Annotated in this window: 15 protein-coding genes; 11 read left to right on the forward strand and 4 right to left on the reverse strand. The window is 46.9% G+C overall.

Annotation, left to right across the window (positions count from 1 at the left end):
- Positions 1 to 122 precede the first annotated feature (122 nt).
- A complete protein-coding gene (locus EJV45_RS02465; protein ID WP_129714059.1) occupies positions 123 to 767 on the reverse strand; it encodes a response regulator transcription factor in 645 nt (214 codons plus the stop codon).
- A gap of 450 nt (positions 768 to 1,217) precedes the next feature.
- Here EJV45_RS02465 and EJV45_RS02470 point away from each other — a divergent pair, with 450 nt between their 5' ends.
- The gene (locus EJV45_RS02470) at positions 1,218 to 1,763 is read left to right on the forward strand and encodes an RNA polymerase sigma factor (RefSeq protein WP_129714060.1); all 546 of its coding nucleotides are present in this window, start codon (positions 1,218 to 1,220) and stop codon (positions 1,761 to 1,763) included.
- Positions 1,764 to 1,887: 124 nt separating this feature from the next.
- Here EJV45_RS02470 and EJV45_RS02475 read toward each other — a convergent pair whose 3' ends face one another.
- Complete coding sequence (locus tag EJV45_RS02475; protein WP_129714061.1) at positions 1,888 to 2,952, reverse strand: sensor histidine kinase KdpD; 1,065 nt, start codon at positions 2,950 to 2,952, stop codon at positions 1,888 to 1,890.
- 227 nt (positions 2,953 to 3,179) lie between these two features.
- On the opposite strand from EJV45_RS02475, the gene EJV45_RS02480 reads away from it, so the two are divergent.
- The 8 genes from EJV45_RS02480 to EJV45_RS02515 all read left to right on the forward strand — a co-directional run bounded on the left by EJV45_RS02480 (position 3,180) and on the right by EJV45_RS02515 (position 13,984).
- Entirely contained in the window at positions 3,180 to 3,359 is a 180-nt protein-coding gene (locus EJV45_RS02480; protein WP_129714062.1) for a DUF3606 domain-containing protein, read from the forward strand.
- A gap of 229 nt (positions 3,360 to 3,588) precedes the next feature.
- A complete protein-coding gene (locus EJV45_RS02485; RefSeq protein WP_129714063.1) occupies positions 3,589 to 4,164 on the forward strand; it encodes an RNA polymerase sigma factor in 576 nt (191 codons plus the stop codon).
- A gap of 78 nt (positions 4,165 to 4,242) precedes the next feature.
- Positions 4,243 to 5,391 carry a FecR family protein gene (locus EJV45_RS02490; RefSeq protein WP_129714064.1) on the forward strand — a complete coding sequence of 383 codons (1,149 nt, stop codon included), beginning with the start codon at positions 4,243 to 4,245 and terminating at the stop codon, positions 5,389 to 5,391.
- A 153-nt stretch (positions 5,392 to 5,544) separates the two neighbouring features.
- A complete protein-coding gene (locus tag EJV45_RS02495; protein ID WP_129714065.1) occupies positions 5,545 to 8,874 on the forward strand; it encodes a TonB-dependent receptor in 3,330 nt (1,109 codons plus the stop codon).
- 18 nt (positions 8,875 to 8,892) lie between these two features.
- Positions 8,893 to 10,524 (forward strand): RagB/SusD family nutrient uptake outer membrane protein, encoded by a 1,632-nt coding sequence (locus tag EJV45_RS02500; protein ID WP_129714066.1) that lies wholly within the window; start codon positions 8,893 to 8,895, stop codon positions 10,522 to 10,524.
- 17 nt (positions 10,525 to 10,541) lie between these two features.
- On the forward strand, positions 10,542 to 11,663 hold the full coding sequence (locus tag EJV45_RS02505) for a SusE domain-containing protein (protein ID WP_129714067.1): 1,122 nt from the start codon (positions 10,542 to 10,544) through the stop codon (positions 11,661 to 11,663).
- An 11-nt stretch (positions 11,664 to 11,674) separates the two neighbouring features.
- Positions 11,675 to 12,832, forward strand: a complete 1,158-nt coding sequence (locus EJV45_RS02510; RefSeq protein WP_129714068.1) for a glycoside hydrolase family 76 protein — start codon at positions 11,675 to 11,677, stop codon at positions 12,830 to 12,832.
- An 843-nt stretch (positions 12,833 to 13,675) separates the two neighbouring features.
- A complete protein-coding gene (locus tag EJV45_RS02515; protein WP_129714069.1) occupies positions 13,676 to 13,984 on the forward strand; it encodes a hypothetical protein in 309 nt (102 codons plus the stop codon).
- Between the two features lie 846 nt (positions 13,985 to 14,830).
- Here EJV45_RS02515 and EJV45_RS02520 read toward each other — a convergent pair.
- Both EJV45_RS02520 and EJV45_RS02525 read right to left on the reverse strand, forming a co-directional pair.
- Positions 14,831 to 15,214, reverse strand: coding sequence for a hypothetical protein (locus EJV45_RS02520; protein ID WP_129714070.1), 384 nt, complete (start codon positions 15,212 to 15,214; stop codon positions 14,831 to 14,833).
- 1 nt (position 15,215) lies between these two features.
- Entirely contained in the window at positions 15,216 to 15,620 is a 405-nt protein-coding gene (locus tag EJV45_RS02525) for a Panacea domain-containing protein (protein WP_165304961.1), read from the reverse strand.
- A gap of 378 nt (positions 15,621 to 15,998) precedes the next feature.
- On the opposite strand from EJV45_RS02525, the gene EJV45_RS02530 reads away from it, so the two are divergent.
- Both EJV45_RS02530 and EJV45_RS02535 read left to right on the forward strand, forming a co-directional pair.
- Complete coding sequence (locus tag EJV45_RS02530; RefSeq protein ID WP_129714072.1) at positions 15,999 to 16,649, forward strand: hypothetical protein; 651 nt, start codon at positions 15,999 to 16,001, stop codon at positions 16,647 to 16,649.
- Positions 16,650 to 16,885: 236 nt separating this feature from the next.
- On the forward strand, positions 16,886 to 17,314 hold the full coding sequence (locus EJV45_RS02535) for a GtrA family protein (protein ID WP_129714073.1): 429 nt from the start codon (positions 16,886 to 16,888) through the stop codon (positions 17,312 to 17,314).
- Positions 17,315 to 17,336 lie beyond the last annotated feature (22 nt).

The raw sequence follows: 17,336 nt of genomic DNA on the forward strand, positions 1-17,336 counted from the left end.
GATTTTACGTTGTTACGATTGTAACAGCGCACGACCAAAGAGGTTTAATTTTTTTTTCAAATAGCAACCCCGGGCCGGAAGACCCGGTTATCTTTCCAAAGACCTGGGAGGAAGGCGAAACATCAGGAGATGTAACCGTTTGTTACCGCAAAACGAATCAGCGCAGCGGTATTCTTGGAACCTGTTTTATCAAGCAGACTTTGCCGGTGACCTTCAATGGTTCGCTTACTGATAAACAGGGCATCGGCCATTTCGACATTCGTGTGGCCATCGGCAATGAGGTTTAATATTTCCACCTCACGAGGAGAAAATTCAATAGCAGGATCTGGAGTAACGGGGAAGTCGCGGCTTAGCAAGCGGTCAATCAATAATGATGACAATTCAGAGCACAAGTATCGGGTACCTTTTTGTATGATACGAAGACTGAACAAAAGTTCATCCGGATCTATGTTTTTAAGCAGATAACCGTCTGCACCAGCACGGAAAGCCTGAGAAACACTTTCGTGGCTTTCAATCATAGTAAGAAAAACGAACTTGCTGACCGATCCGGCCTTCTTCAACTCATCCAGCAATTCAATCCCTCCCATACCCGGCATGCTCAGATCTGCCAGTATAATATCAGGCGTTAGTCCTGAGCGTACAAGATTCAATGCTTCTAATCCATCTTTAGCCTCTCCCTGAACCCTAAAATCCGAATGGGTCTCCAGAAGAACTTTTATACCATTACGAACAATACTGTGGTCCTCAGCTAAGAGAATGTTGATCATGGGCGCTTCCTGTCTTTTAAGTTATAACTAATGTTAAAAAAAAATTGACCGCAAATTGTTTCAATCGGCAGCCAAATCCTGCCGTAATAATCCGCTGTCTGTCAGACTCAAGCGGTTTCACCTGTCCGGATTGCAATATACTGCATGCCCGGAACGATGTTTTTAACGGCATTTGACTGCAAATCTAGGAGCTAAAAAATTGTCTAAAAGGATGAAAGTACGCATTTACAAAGCAGAAAATACCTGTTTTGGTAAAGCCGCTCAAGGGCGGGCTGTGAACCCTTTCTGACGGATCTTTATTCAACTAAATCTTCCTGATACGGGGTGCCGGCAGGGTGTTTTTTGCGCTTGTTACGGGTATATTTCTATAAGAAAAAGGGTAGTTGACCAGCCAACTATTCTTTATAGTTGGGTGTTTTTCAGTTACTAAAACCATCCTAGCCCCCACTTATGAAAACATTAATTTTTGAACAAGCCGTTTGTGGCCACCGCTCGATCTTAAGAAACTATGCCATCCGCCTCACCCGTAACCTGGATGATGCGGAAGATCTTTTGCAGGATACGCTGATCAAAGCCTTGTCTTACGAGCATCTGTACAAGTCGGGAACGAACCTAAAAGCCTGGTTGTTTACAATCTTGAAAAACACCTTTATTAATGCTTACAGGAGCAAAGCAAAATGGCATGGTGTAATGGAAGTCAGCGAAGACCTAAGTTCAACACAGCTTAAAATGAGCGCAACCAGAAATACAGCTGAAAGCCGTTTTGCGCTCGGCGATGTTCAGGCTGCACTGGATAGCCTGCCAGACGCGTACCGGGTACCTTTTCAACGCTACTTTGAGGGTTACAAATATCATGAGATTGCTGAAGAACTTAATATCCCTCTCGGCACGGTAAAAACGCATATTTTTCTGGCCAGACAGCAACTGAAACGCCAGTTGAAGATGTACGAAGAACAATTTAGCCGCAAAACGCCAAAGAAGAACCAGGCGGCCTAAGTATGGCTAATCTTTGGCATTGATTCTGGTTCATTTCATTGTTACCGGAAGACGGCCAGTGAAAACTTTACGCATACAGAAGAAATGTGAATGATTAAAAGCCACGAAGCGTTCGTGGCTTTTTCTATTCAAAGGCCTCGTAAGTCTTCAGGCGGATGATGAAGGTAGTTCCTATACCCTCCTCACTCTCGCATTCAATGGTGGCATTATGCCATGTTATGATTGACCTTGCGATAGACAAGCCGATACCTTCGGTCGGTTCGCCCTGCAGCCCTTCGCGGCGCGCGCGACTGTAGCGCTCAAAAATATAAGGGAGCAAATCTGCAGGAATGCCAATTCCATCATCGCTAAGACGTAACTCTACATGTGTTCCGTCCTGTTTGAGTTCTATCTTAATGTTTCCTCCCGGCTGGGTGAACTTAAGTGCGTTTGAAATGAGATTATTCAGCACCTGGGTAAACTTGGGCTCATCTATCGCAACAAGCATTCTGTCTGCCGAGGTGATAAAATGAAAGTGCCGGGCTGCGAGTGCTTCAGACAACCTGCATTCTGCAATGTACTGGCTAATTAATTCAACCAGGTCCTTCGGTTTGATCACGAGCGCCACCTCGGCAGTATCTAGAAACTCCCGTTTGGTTAAGTCAACGATCAATCCGATTGCCTGCCCTATCATTTCTGAAAGAGCGGTTAGTTTTTGTTTCGAAGGCTCGTCTGTGACGCTCCTGCCAAGAGATTTGATCAGTGATTTCGCAATACCCAGCGGTCCGCGCAGGTCATGGGATAACATGTGCAGGATCGAATTCTTTTTATTCGCATACTTGGCAAGCCCTGTATTATGCTCAACATCTGCCGTGATATCGTACACCGTACCAAGTAAACAGTCTGAGTCTGAAATATTAAGCTGCACGGCTGAAAGCTCAATCCAATGATACCCATCGCGCCCTTTAATGCGCAGTCTTAAAGGGGCATCGAGCTGATTCTTCTGTAAGCGGGCAAAAGCTGCCTGGACAAGCACGTGATCATCGGGATCAATCAGTCCCATTAATTGCGCCGGGTCAGCCGGTAAAATGCCGGTTATGTCAGTCAGCCGCCCGTCGGTATAAGCCCAATTCCGTGCATTAAGATTATAAACGAAGTGTACATTCAGGAACTCGCCAATAGAAGATGACGTTCCGGGTTCTTTTTCCATGTGATGTGTTTATGTTACAGTGGCATTCCAAAGGGACTGCGGGGATTTTTAGCCGGAAAAAATCCACCAGTGCCTCCCCGGCGATATACGTCAAACAACCACCTATGGAAATGGTTCTGCATCGGGTGCAATTTTGTATTCCCATATCCCATGGTCGCTGGTCCATTGTTCCCGGCTGTCAAAACATTCAGCCCTTACAGCTGTTACGATGAAAAAACCACATCAACATGGCAGACGATAAAAATAAAGTAGACCAGCGCGACCGCAGCAGGGTTGCCGGTGATGAAGATTACGAGATTGACTACCTTGCAGAAAAACTTGGTGTAAGCAGGGATCAGGTCCGTGATGCAATTAAAGCAGTAGGCAATGACCGCTCGGCAGTGGAGAAACACCTCCGCGGCAACTAATTAAAACATGCCGGCCTGTGTCTTGTGGCCGGCATGTTTGTTGTCTCTTCCAAATACTTATTCGCTTCCTGCATTGCCCTCTCCCCTTCTGGCAGACCGGACATTATTTTTTGAACCAGCGGGCGAGCAGTTTTTTTTGTTTGCAAATTTTCTGCTATATTGCATCAGCTATACCGATTTACCATCCTGGATACGGCAGCTAAACCAAACAAAAATAAACTGAGCCGCAGTGTTTACGTATCGCCAATTATCAGACTTCGAGCTGGCCGCGTCGCTTTCCCGCGGCGATGAAAGGGCATTTCGCGAGATCTACGAACGGCACTGGCAATCCTGTTTTTCAAATGCCAGAAAAAGGTTGCGCGATGCGGCTGAAGCCGAAGAAGTTGTCCAGGACATATTTTGCAAACTATGGCGCCGCCGGGCATCTTTTGTTCTTGGGAAAACGTTCGAACAATATTTCGCCGTTGCCGTAAAATTTGAGGTCATCAATCAGCTTGCACGTCGCAGTCGTAAAGAAGCTTACGCCCGTGAGGTCGCCATCGGTTATTCTGAAGCAGACAGCACTACCCAGGAATCATTAGATCTGAGAGAACTCACCAAACAGCTACAGGAGTGTATCAATATGCTCCCTGAAAAGTGTCGTGCCGTTTTCCGGCTGCGTTATGAACAAAATTACAGCCAGTTCCAGATAGCCGAAACCTTGCACATATCTGAGAAAACGGTCGAAGCTCATTTATCTAAAGCGCGCAAGACCTTGAAAGCAAGCTTTGGTCTGCTTCTCGCCCTGCTTATTTGCCTGATCTGATTTTTTTTTGATTTTTTCTTCACGGAACTAAGGGATTTGTCATACTCGATTGGCTTTATCATTAAATAAGCTAACCAAATGTCTTCTAATAAACCCGATCGGGAGATCGAACACCTGGCCGCTAAGTGGCAGAACGGGACTATCACCGATGAGGAAAAAGAACGTCTTGACGCGTGGTATGCCTCTTTCGAGGAGATATCAGATAAAGATATGAGCCCTTCGGAAACAATCAGGAGGGAAAAAAGCATCTATGCGGAAATAGTTCGGAAAGAGCGGATCGGATACACCCGCTTGCGCAGCTGGCTGCCCAGGGTTGCAGCAATTCTTATACTTTCAGCGGGTATATTTTATTTCAACCGGCCGAAGACAGAAAAAACTCAGGTTGAAGCAACAATGGCTGTTCATAAGCCGAAGCCCATTGTACCCGGTGGAAACAAAGCAGTACTGACGCTTGCTGATGGCACGGTGATCCCGCTTGATCAGCAATCTGACGGGCTGCTTGCCAATGAACAAAGTCTTTCGGTGTCTAAACGCTCGGGCCAACTGACCTATCTAACCGATGCATCGTCTGCGACTGAAAAAACTGCATACCATACCATTTCAACACCTAAAGGCGGACAATTCCAGGTAAACCTTCCTGATGGAACACGGGTGTGGCTGAATGCCGGTTCCAGCATCCGTTTCCCGCTTGACTTCGCCAAAGGTCGCCGGGTCGAGCTTCAGGGCGAAGCCTATTTCGAGGTGGCTTCAATGCGTAAGGCCGGCAAAAAGATCCCCTTTACGGTAAGCAGCAATGGCCAGCAGATAGACGTACTTGGCACCCACTTCAACGTAAATGCCTATCATGACGAGCCGTTTACGAGAACGACGCTGTTAGAAGGCTCGGTCAGAATCAAAAAGGCCGGCACCGAAGAACATGTCATGCTTCGCCCGGGGCAACAGGCGCTCGTTAACGAAGATATACGCGTAAGTCAGGCTGACACCGAAAAGGCGATTGCCTGGCAACGTGGATACTTTTCTTTTGACAATGAATCTGTAGAAAGCATTATGCGCACCGTATCACGCTGGTATGATGTAGACGTGGTTATAAATGACCAGATACGCAACCGCAGGTTTGGCGGTACATTATCCAGGTTTGGGCAGATTTCTACACTGCTTGGGCTGATGGAAAAAACAGGAGTAATTCACTTCAAAATAGAAGGAAGGAGGGTTATCGTTATGCCATAGTTCTCCTCAAACCTTCAAACCAAACACCGGCAGCGGGATCCCATCTCACGAGTCTGCCATAACCAAATATATCCTAATAAACAGACAATGTATAAGACTTGCATTAACACCCTGTACAGTTGCAGAAACTGTATTTCAAAAATGATGCTGTCGATGAAACTCACCCTGATTTTCCTGATCTCTGCATTGCTGCAGGTGCACGCGGGCAGCTACGCACAGCAGATCAGCCTGACAGAAAAAAGCGTTAGCCTGGAACAGGTATTTCGCGAAATCAAAAAACAGACGGACTATGATGTCTTTTATAACCTGGACATGCTCCAGCGAACAAAACCGGTATCTATTTCGGTCCGCAATGCCTCTATCAAACAGGTGCTTGATATCTGCTTCCGTGACCAGCCGCTGGGCTACCTGATCGAAGACAAGACCATTATCATCAGGCAGAAACCGGCAGCAACGACAATAACCGGTGCCGTAAAACAAACAACGGTATCGGGCCGTGTAACCGACCAGGCCGGATCAGGCCTGCCGGGCATCAGCGTACGTGTAAAAGGCAGCACAACCGGCTCGGTGACCGACGCTGAAGGTCGTTTTCGTATTTCGGCAACAACCGGCTCGGTTCTGTCATTTACCTCGATCGGATATCTTGCAAAAGAAGTTACCCTGACCGGACAGTCAGAAATCAACGTACAGTTGGAAGAAGACCGTCAGGCGCTGAATGATGTTGTCGTTGTAGGTTACGGAACGCAGCGCAAGGCAAGTGTAGTAGGTGCGGTAGACCAGGTTCGCGCAAGCCAGATCGAAGACAGGCCAGTTGGTAACGTCATGCAGGCACTGCAGGGTACGGCGCCAAGTCTTGTTATTCAGCAAAGAAGCATGAACCCGAATGACAACACGATGAACATCAACCTTCGGGGTATCAGTACATTCGGAAACAACTCGCCGCTGCTGGTAATTGACGGAATCATTAACGAGGACGTCAGTGCAATGAATAACCTGAATCCGAACGACATTGAAAGCGTTTCGATCCTGAAAGACGCGGGCAGTGCGGCAATTTATGGTTCGCGGTCGGCTAACGGGGTGATTCTGATCACAACCAAAAAAGGCAAAAAGGGTATGAAACCGACCGTCAGGCTGAGCGCGCTGGCAGGTTCTCAAAACCCTGAAATATTGGTGCAGCCGCTTAAAGGGTATCAGAATGCATTGTTACGTAACGATTCGTATGTGAACACCGGATCAAACCCTATCTACTCCTCCGAGCAGATCAGGCAATTCGCGACCGGCGACAGCGAATATTTTCTCAAAGGAATTTTAAAAAACGGCTTTCAGCAAAATCACAACCTGAGTGTTCAGGGTGGTTCTGAAAACTCAACATACCTGGTTTCACTTGGCTATTACGACCAGCGGAGCAATTATAAAGGCCCCGATTTCGGTTTGCGCCGTTACAATTTGCGTACAAACCTGACTACAGACATTGGCAAATTACGGCTGGCTGCAATCATGTGGTACGACCGCAGTGAAGGTAAGTCGTTTCAGGGAGATAACGGCTTTCTGATCGCTAACTCTTCCCGTTTGCCTGTCTACAATAATTATGTACTAAAAGGAGAAAACGGAAGGTACTACAACAACGATGTACTAACCAACAGCAACCCGCTGATGGAACTTGAACAGGGCGGTTTCACAGAGCAGAATAATGACCACTTCCAGGGAAGTCTGAATGCGGAGATTGAAGTTTTCAAAGGCCTGAAAGCGCGCGGAATTGCATCGCTTGACCTTCGCCCTGAAAACAGGCTGATCAGGCGTTTCTATCATCCGCTGTATAACTTATCAGGCGATGAAACACCTGTAAATATTCAAAACTCGGCCCAATACTCTATTGAAGACTACAATGGAAAATCGACGCTATTAAATCTTCAGGCACTGCTTGATTATAACAGAAGCTTCGGCAGTCACAATGTTTATGGCCTTGCAGGTTTTTCAAATGAATCGTACCGTCAGCGCCGGTTTGAGTTAAGACAACAATTGGTTGACCCTGTTTTGGGCATTCCAACTACAGGTACCATTTTTGATAAAACCAGTTACAATACGGTAGGCGGAACGACCGAGCGAAGCATTTATTCATGGTTCGGCCGCGCAGGATACAGCTTTGCAGACAAGTATCTGTTTGAAGCAAACTTCAGATATGACGGGTCATCGAAATTTGCCCGCCAAAATCGCTGGGGATTTTTCCCTTCAGTATCACTGGGCTGGAGATTGTCAGAGGAATCGTTCTTCCGGTTTTGGAAAGACAAGTTAGGCGATCTAAAAATTCGCGGTTCGTATGGTCAGCTTGGAAACCAGGCGGTAGACGATTATCAGACCTTTACCACGTACGACATTTATCAGGATCAGTACGGATTTAACAACGTATCGGTACCAGGTACTGGTTATACTTTTGGTAATCCTGACCTGCAGTGGGAAACCAATACGACCTTCAACATTGGTGCCGATGCCACTTTCCTTTCAGGGAAACTGACCGCGAGTTTCGATTACTTCCGTAAAAACACAAAAGATATCCTGCTAAAACCGCAAACGCCACTGGTACTTGGCGGCGCTGTACCGAGAGCTAATCTTGGGGCGATGGTAAATAATGGCTGGGAACTTACTGTAAACTATCAGCTTCGCCACAGCGACTTTGTACATAACTTCGGTATCAATATGGCTGATTCATGGAATAAGGTTACCCGTTTTGAAGGTGATGAGCAGATCGACAAATCTGACGAAATTGAGCGGATTATTCGCGTAGGCCTGCCTCTTTACAGTTATTATGGTTACAAACGTGCCGGGCTCTTCCGTAATGAAGAAGAGATCAAAGAATCTGCACTTCCTATTGGCGTTTCTCCAAGCCCCGGAGATGTGAAGTACGTTGACAGGAATGGTGATGGAATAATTGATGATAATGATCGCTTCGTGCTTGGTCACGCGTTTCCACGCCTTACTTTCGGCTTTAACTACGATGTTCAATGGAAAGGCTTTGACCTGAATATGCTCTGGCAGGGTGTCGGCAAACGTGATATGGCGTTGCGCGGCGAAACCATCGAACCATTTCACGGCGGCTATTCTTTTGTCATGTTTGAGCATCAGCTTGACTACTGGACACCAAACAATCCTGATGCTTACTGGCCAAGATTGACAGCACCAGGCACCGCTTCTACAAGCAACAACTATGGTAAGGGTTCTGACTTCAATATCTTCGATGCATCTTATATTCGTTTGAAAAATATCCAGGTAGGTTATACCCTTCCAACCGCAATTTCAAGCAAAGCAGGCATGCGCAAAGTCAGGTTGTTCGTGAGCGGACAGAACCTGCTGACAATTTCGAAAAATACATTTATTGATCCCGAATCAACCGAGTTTGGGTCAAGTATGAACGCCGGCGGCGCCAACAGCGCCCGCAACTACCCACTGTTGAAATACATTGGCGGTGGTCTTGACATAGAATTTTAACAGCAATAGAAGAGAATCATGAAAAAAAATCTGATTACATACGGCAAAGTGACCCTGCTGGGGATAGGCCTCTTCTTTACGGGCTGCGTGAAGATGGATGTAGTGCCTACCAATAAATTTACTGACGAAACCTACTGGACTTCGGAAGATAAAGCCAACAGCGTATTAAACATGGCTTACAGACAGATGTTCAGCAGCGATTACATTTTTGCCAATGAGATTCTGAGCGATAATGTGTATAATGGATATGGTGCAACCAGTGAGAAGCTCATCGCTACAGGGGTAGCAGACGCTTCGAACGCGAGGTTCCAGACTGACTGGAGAACATCTTACGAAGGCATAAAAACATGCCACACTTTCCTTGCAAACATTGACCGTGTAACGGCGATGTCTGCTGAAAAACGGGAACAACGCAAGGCAGAAATCCGGTTTATCCGCGCCTCACTTTATCTCCAGTTAGCTACCTGGTATGGAGATGTACCTCATTTTACGGAAGACATCACGCTTGAGCAGTCTAAAACCATCACACGAAAACCACAGGCTGAGGTCCTCGCCTGGGTACATCAGGAACTGGAAGCCGTTTCTTTAATTTTACCGTCAAAAGAGCAGTATGCCGCTGCAGACAACGGTCGGATAACCAAAGGAGCCGCAATTGCATTAAACGCACGGGCTTATCTCTGGGAAAACAACTGGCAAAAGGTAGTCGAAAATTGTGAGAAGCTGATAAGCGGCACGACCTTCGGTGCTTATGACCTTTTTGGCAATTATGAACAGTTGTTCTGGGCGCAAAATGAATACAACAGCGAAATCATTCTGAGCTCACAATATGTCCTTCCGCTTCGTGTTTGGGGGAATCTTGTTGATTATGTGCCTATTTCCGCAGGTGCAAGACTATGTCTTGCCGGTCCCACGCAAGGTCTTGTTGACAGTTATCTTATGAAAGACGGCCGTAAGTGGACTGCTGCAGATGCGCCTTATGCGAACCGCGATTCAAGATTGAACGCAACGATCGTTTATGACGGTTCAAGATGGAGAGACCGCGCGGGTGTTGAATATACAGTTGTTACGCACCCTGAAGGAACAACGGCTCCCGGTAAACCATCAGATAAATATACCGGTCCGGGTACCGCACAAACACCAACCGGTTATTATTACCGCAAATATGCAGATCCGACGCCGGGTACCTATGTTGCAGGCGACTGGAATTCGAGCCTGAACCTGCCAATCATCCGGTTTGCAGACGTACTGTTGATGTATGCTGAAGCGAAGAACGAGTTAAACCAAATGAACACCGCAATCTGGGATCAGACTATAAAAAGACTACGTCAGCGCGCGGGTTTTGACAATGTACCGGCGGCTATGAATCTTCCAGCCGGATCTCAGGCTGACCTCCGTGAGGTGATCAGAAATGAGCGCCGTGTGGAACTTGCACTCGAAGGTCTGAGGGTCTATGACATCCGTCGGTGGCGCACAGCCGAGACCGTGCTTACCCAAGGTTACCGGGGCGCAAAGTTTGATAAGAGCAGCGGAACATATGATTACATCAAACTACCCGGCGGCAATTTCAGCCGAAGCAGAGACTATCTTTGGGCAATTCCACGTTCAGAGCGCATTCAGAATCCAAATCTGACGCAAAATCCAGGATACTAACCATAATCAATAAAGAAATGAAAACCAATATATCTTCTATATTTCTTCCCCTGCTGCTGTTGATCGGCCTTGGTGGATGCAAAAAAAATGACTCCTTTAAAGAAGTCCAGGTAACCGATGTAAAAACACTTTACGCTCCGGATGACGCACGCAATGTTGTGCTGCAGTCTGGCGCTACTTCCAGCCTTTATTTCGAGTGGGAAAAAGCAACCGCCGAAGACAATGGCCTGGTCTACTATGACGTCGTTTTTGACAAGGAAAACGGCGATTTTTCGAACCCTCTTTATATCGCCCCTGCCGACAACAACGGAACAAGCACTGGTGCCACCATTACGCACAAAGTACTGAACCGCATCGGTGGTTTAGCAGGTATCCCGGCTGCTGAACGCGGCACGCTGAAGTGGACAGTGATCAGCTCGCGTGGTATGACAAAAGTTTCTTCCGCTCAGGCAAGAAAAATCAGCATTACCCGTCTGGCCGGTATCGAGGCACCTACCGCACTTTATCTAACAGGCGAAGGTACCGAGGGCGGTGCTACATTGGCATCGGCCTTAACTGTTAAGGGGCTTGCAGGCGGAAATGAGTTTGAGATTTACACAAAACTGCTTGCCGGTAAAAAGTATGTATTTGTAGATTCGAAAACCAGCGTTTCACGCAGCTTTACGCTGGCCGCAGATGGTAAAGCGTTCCGCGAAAACGCAGATGGCGCGACGGTTGCAAAGGATGGTATTTACAAGGTCACACTTGACTTTGCTACATCTTCAGCGAACATTCAGGAAGTAACGAAACTCGACTTCTTTATGTGTACGCCACAGAAACGCGAAACTCTGGCTTATCAGGGTAAAGGCGTATGGCGGGTAAACAATATCGTGCCTGATTTCACGACAAATTGGAGCGATGACCGTTATTTCTTCTGGATGACCATTGGTGGCGCAGAACAAAAATTAGGCAGCGCCAATAAAGATAACCAGCCGCCATCTGCAACTACAGGAACCTACTTCAACATAAGCTTCTATCCGACAGACCGCAACCAGTGGGACTACTCGTTCAAGTTTCCTAACCGCAGTGTTCCAAGATGCAGCATCGTGGTAGACCTGAACAGTGCAAACGCAACATACACGCATCAAATCATTTATTAACACCATCAGGCATGAAAAAGACACTATTTATTCCCTTAATGGCGCTCGTAGTGAGCGCCTGTGGGAAGATAGAGGATGAATACATCAACCGCAGCACGACCTATAATATCAACTGGACAAGTGCGGCAGACAGCAGCAGCCGTAGTTTTACAAACGTGTACTTCAATACAACGAAGCACCATTTCAACAACGACAACTTCGGCTCTATCGGTCAGTATGACTACTGGCCCGAGGCACATGGCCTGGATGTCCTTGTTGACGCATACGTACGGACGAAAGACGATTTCTACAAACAGAAGATTGCCGATTTCCACCAGGGTGTGAAAGCCAAAAATGGTGGTCGTTTCTGGAACAACTATTATGACGACATGGGCTGGCATGGTATGGCACACCTGCGTGCCCTCGAAGCAACCGGCGACGTACGTTACGAACAGTCAGCCCGGGAACTCTGGACAGAGATCCTGGCGGGCTGGAACGACTTTGATGGCGGCGGTATCCCATGGAACCATGAAAACACAACAGAAGGCAAAGCAAAAGGAGTTCCTTCGAACGGACCTGCTGCAATAATCGCCGCCCGCCGCTGGCAGAAATACGGTGCGGCCGAAGTAATTCGTGGAGAAAACAACCTCGTCTGGCTTGGCCGGATCTACAACTGGATCAAAGAACACCGTGTGGTTCAGCAGTCCGGCCGTGTCTTCGAAGACATCAACAACAAGCAGGGGGACTGGACATACAATGCCGGGACCTATATGGGTGCAGCACTCGAGTATTACAAAATCACAGGTAATAAGGTGTATCTGAATGATGCGATGAAAACTGCTGATTGGGCTACGAGTACACTAGTTAACTCTTCAAACAAAGTGCTTAGCGACTGGGCAGAGCAGCAGGACCATGATGTGAATTTGTTCAAGGGCATCTTTGTCCGTTACCTGACCCAGCTGATCCTTCATAAGGACCTTCCTGAAAGCTCACGCAAACGGTACGTTAGTTTCCTGAAAAACAGCGCACAAATTCTATGGACAAAAGGTACGACAAAAACGCCTGTTGTATTATTTGGATTTAAATGGTGGGAAGCTCCATCATCAGTCGGCGGCCTCAGGGCGCAGCTAAGTGGGGCGATGCTTATGGAAGCAATGGCGACACTGAAAGCCAACGGCTACGTAGACTAGTACTTTCAATTATGGTTTATATTGGGTCTGAGCAAATGTTCAGGCCCTTTTTTTTTAGTCGAGACTTACTGTTGTCCGTGGAAAGTTTTGCGAAAGCCTATAGTTCTTTGTTTTCCAATAGATGTGAGGCTATGGTACCGAACCGCTCACCGCCGCAAGGGCTCCTTCTTTTTGGCGAAAAAGAAGCACCTGAGGCATAGCCGAAAGCGTTCGTACCATTGAAAACAACATACAAGACACGAACAAACCGCTCCGGCTGTGTATCTATTCTTGCATAAAAGCATCAAAAGTCCGACGGCGGCGGGAAAAAGCCCGGCTGTTCTCAGCTTTAGACTTAAAAACGGCGTTATGAGTGGTTAAGCGCTATGGTCTTGGTTCATGATTCGTTGCTCCTTATTCCAAAAGAGTTCCCCCCCTTGCTTCCTCCCGACCTCCTTAAAACAGTGCAGGACTTTTAATACTTTTCTGCGGCGAGAAGATACAAGGCCGGTCCGCACCTATCAGTGGCAGTAAGCAGGCAAAACCCTCATCAAAACCGCCGGCTGTACGTAAACCCGCAGACATAGAATACAGGGGGGCTTGATTCAGAAGACTCAGGCAAATACTGCTTTGAGACTGTTCAGAACGATCTTATTTCATTCAGCCAATTTTTACCGGACAACACTAAGTCGAGACTTATGAGCCTGCTGTATCGGCGGCGTATGACTTAGGGTGGGCACACCTCATTGATTATTACCGGCCAGCCGCGGCTGCGTCATCTACGCGATTTGTAAATGATTGAAACATTCCGCTAATCAAAATCCTTTGTTCTATAGATTAATAAGAGATTTTAAGCGCAAAATTATGAATACGAATCAGCCTCAGTCAGACAACCAGCGGAACGACCACGTTGCAACCGGACAGCCGGATATCACAAATTCACGCCTGCCCCAGGACTCAGACACCAGCCAATCAGGAGCCGATGCTGACGTTGATGAAACGAGCAGCCTGCCGCAGGAAAACCAGGAAGAGCAGCGCGCAGGCAGTGACGCTGATGAAGCTAAAATGCCTTCAGAACTGGAAGAGGAAGCGGAACAGGCATTGGATGATTTTGATGAACAGCGTCAGCGTAAGGAGGATGAAGAAGATACGATCAGACATTCGGATCGCTAGCCGGGCAATTACCCGGTTATAACGAAAATTCTATTGAAATTTTTCGGGCGCGGTTAACAAAGGGTAATGCATGCCGGAGACGACTTGCAGGGGTACGAAATCCGGATGCTGTCGGCTGTATAATCACGTTTGAAAAGTTTCTGCGCGAGGCCGCCTCTCCGATCAGAATCCGCATTGCTGCAAAACATTGAAGAGGTAACTGTGGGCCGGCTGCTTCTTTTGCCGATTGAATGAGCTGCGTCGATGCTGCCATTTGCGTACGACGCCTGATTATGCCCGGAGAATAATCTCAAAGCTATCCCCCATGCATCGGAATAGGCATATACCTGCACATATTTATACTTAACTGCCTGCCGATATCATCTTCGTTCAGGCTAGCCGCCGCCGGGCCTCCAACTCACTTTCTATAGTTAATAGTCTCGCAATGACATTCCTGGGATAACCTATACGCAGCATATACACTGGTAATTAGTGACCACCTGTCCAGCCTCTATCATTTTTCGGTGAATACCAATCAGATGGAAATAAATATTACGTCATTCCTGTCGGCAACTTGTTGATCGGAACGACTTACACCGGTTTACGCCTCATAGATTTTGATCTGAATGTAGTTTTCAGGCGGGCTTACCAATTTGTCTATCGTACAAACAGATTCTGCTTATTTCTACCTGTTTGCTCGCACTTCACTCACCTTCTCGCTAAGACGACAAATCAGATAGAGTGAATTGATGTCAGCCAGGCGGAACAAAAATTTCACAAAGCCACTTCAGCCCTCTGCATCGCAGCAAGATCAGCAAGTGCCTGACGGTAAAATTTAAACTCATCAGCCGCCCACTCCGCCCCGTTTCATACGACCAGTCGCTTTTTGAAGAATAAATACCTGGTCACGATCACCATCAATGCCAGCACATTTGCGGTCGTAGTACTTAGTAGCGTAACCAGCGTTGTCGTGTCAAAACGCAAGTATTCAAAGCCCGACAGGAAGAGAATGACCAACACGGTTGCGGACCACATGACAATAAAAACGAACACACAAATAGCAAAAACCTTACGCATCTTCATGTCCTGCTCAAAACTTTTATTCTTTAAGTCGAGCTTTTTTAAATTGATAGCACTTTTTTTGAGATCCTGGACGTAACCAAGCTCAAGATCAGGACCATAACTAGTCTCTTTACGATCTGAACCCGACGAAAAATCCAGGTCATGCTGATTTCTTGGTTTAGCGGCCACCTTAAAATAGAAATGACTTAAAATATGTTTTTATAAGTTCATTAGGTATTTCAATGCCGTTATCATATTCATTATAGACCTGTTGCCAGGGTGAACCTTCCTTATGGCTCCAGCTTGATAACTGCGTGGCCGATCTATGACTTGTGGCCTGCCATGTGTAGTCTATAGCTTCTCGTGCAGGAGCAGCAAGTGGACTTTCCTGGCCTGGCGCACCTGAGCAGGACTCATCTTCATCTACCCAATCGGTATTGATGATCGGGTCACTGCCATAATACTTATACTCATTGTAAATAGCAGGTATTACAGGACCGAATTTCCAGGCCTGAACCGCTTCGAAAATTAGCGGTGTATCGTGTACGGCAAGCGTATAACCATGTGCAAAATACACCATCTTTTGAAGTTTCATTTGCGTAATGGGTCTGTTCTCTGCAAGAGACTTCTTAACTAGTGCGAGCGCAATCTGACGAGCCGGGTACATATTACGACCTCCTTCTTATAAAACGAATATACTAATAGTTAATTAAATTTCCAATTTTTTAGTATTTTTTTATTGCTCCCGGTTGGCAGTATTTTTCCTGCAACGGAAACTTATACCTGTACAATTTACGCGCCTGCTCAAATAATTACCTGAAATGCCTATCTCCGAAACCTGGCGCGCTGAACGCCTGTTAACCACAACAGGGATTGTAAAAAGCTAAAAATAGTGACTAAATCGCTACTTGGCTTTCATCTAACTGATCCAGCAACTCACAATATAACAATTGCACTATCACACTAAACATATATGAAAAAACCGAGCATTTTATGGCTGTTGGTACTTTTGCTGGCTGCCTGTGGTACAACCACAATGATAACAGGATCTTGGCGCAAGGACAATGCAACGGCTACAGGCTACCGCAACATTTTTGTGGCAGCCATGACGAGCAACATTCCCGTCAAACAGGCGGTAGAGAACGGTCTTCAACAGGAATTGCAGCAACGTGGATTGTCTGTGGCCAAAAGTATCGAAATATTTCCGCCTAACTTCAGCACGCAGACCGGCGCCAGGCGGGAATTGGTTCTCGGTAAAATCCAGCAAACAGGTGCTGATGCCATTTTGACCATCGCGCTACTCAGACAGGAAACCGAAAGCCGTTACGTTCCCGGTGGCGCGTATTGGAACCCGGGTATGCGCTACGGCTATTATAACAGTTTCTGGAGCTACTACAGCAATTGGTATCCGGCAATCTATGCGCCGGGCTATTATGACGAGCAAAAGGTGTATTATTTGGAGACAAATTTGTACAATGCCCGGACCGAAGAACTCATCTGGGCCGCGCAGTCTAAAACTTACGAGCCAACCAATATAGAAAGTTTCTTGAAGGGCTATGTCAAAGCTATTCAGCAGCAAATGGTGAAAGACGGGCTGATTGCCGGGAATACTGCTTCACGTTAAATGAATCAATTCCGTAGCGGCGTTCTGACGAATCCCGAAATCGGAAAATTCATCTGACAAATCCGGAGGTTCCGGCCATCGCCGGGCCATGGTTCCGCCTGCACCCGCACCCTGTTATTTTGATTCTTGCCGCTGGGGTGGGCGGTCAGGGCCGGGTAATTTATCGGGCCGGGTTGCCTATATTGTGCGCTTCTTTGTTTACATTTTTCAGACCAGAACCGTACTTTTGCTGGCCAATGAAAAAGCTAAGCAGAATATACAAGTACCGGCCGGAAAAAGCTGGTATCATTCTGTTTCTTAAAGCCCAGGTAGCGGCACTTGCGGGCGGCCTGAGTGATTATGCAATTATGATCCTTTTGGTTGACTATGCGCGCATACACCTAAGCCTGGCCATTTTCCTTTCGGGCACCGTCGGGGCACTCATCAACTTTTACATCAACCGCAGGTGGGTTTTTCTTAGTGCCAATGCAGCGGCACCGCAGCTTACACGTTTTATTGCCATGATACTTGGCAGTATCACCCTCAAAGCTTCAGCAACCTGGCTGCTGACAAATTTCCTGAAAGTTGATTATAAGTTTATCAGGATTGGGGTCGATCTGCTCGTTTCTTACAGCTTTAATTATCCGTTGATTCGGTTCTGGGTATTTTCAGCAAAGTCTGCATAATGCCTGCATACCGGGTTTTCGA

The organism is Pedobacter sp. SYP-B3415, assembly GCF_004138205.1.
Lineage (GTDB): Bacteria > Bacteroidota > Bacteroidia > Sphingobacteriales > Sphingobacteriaceae > Pedobacter.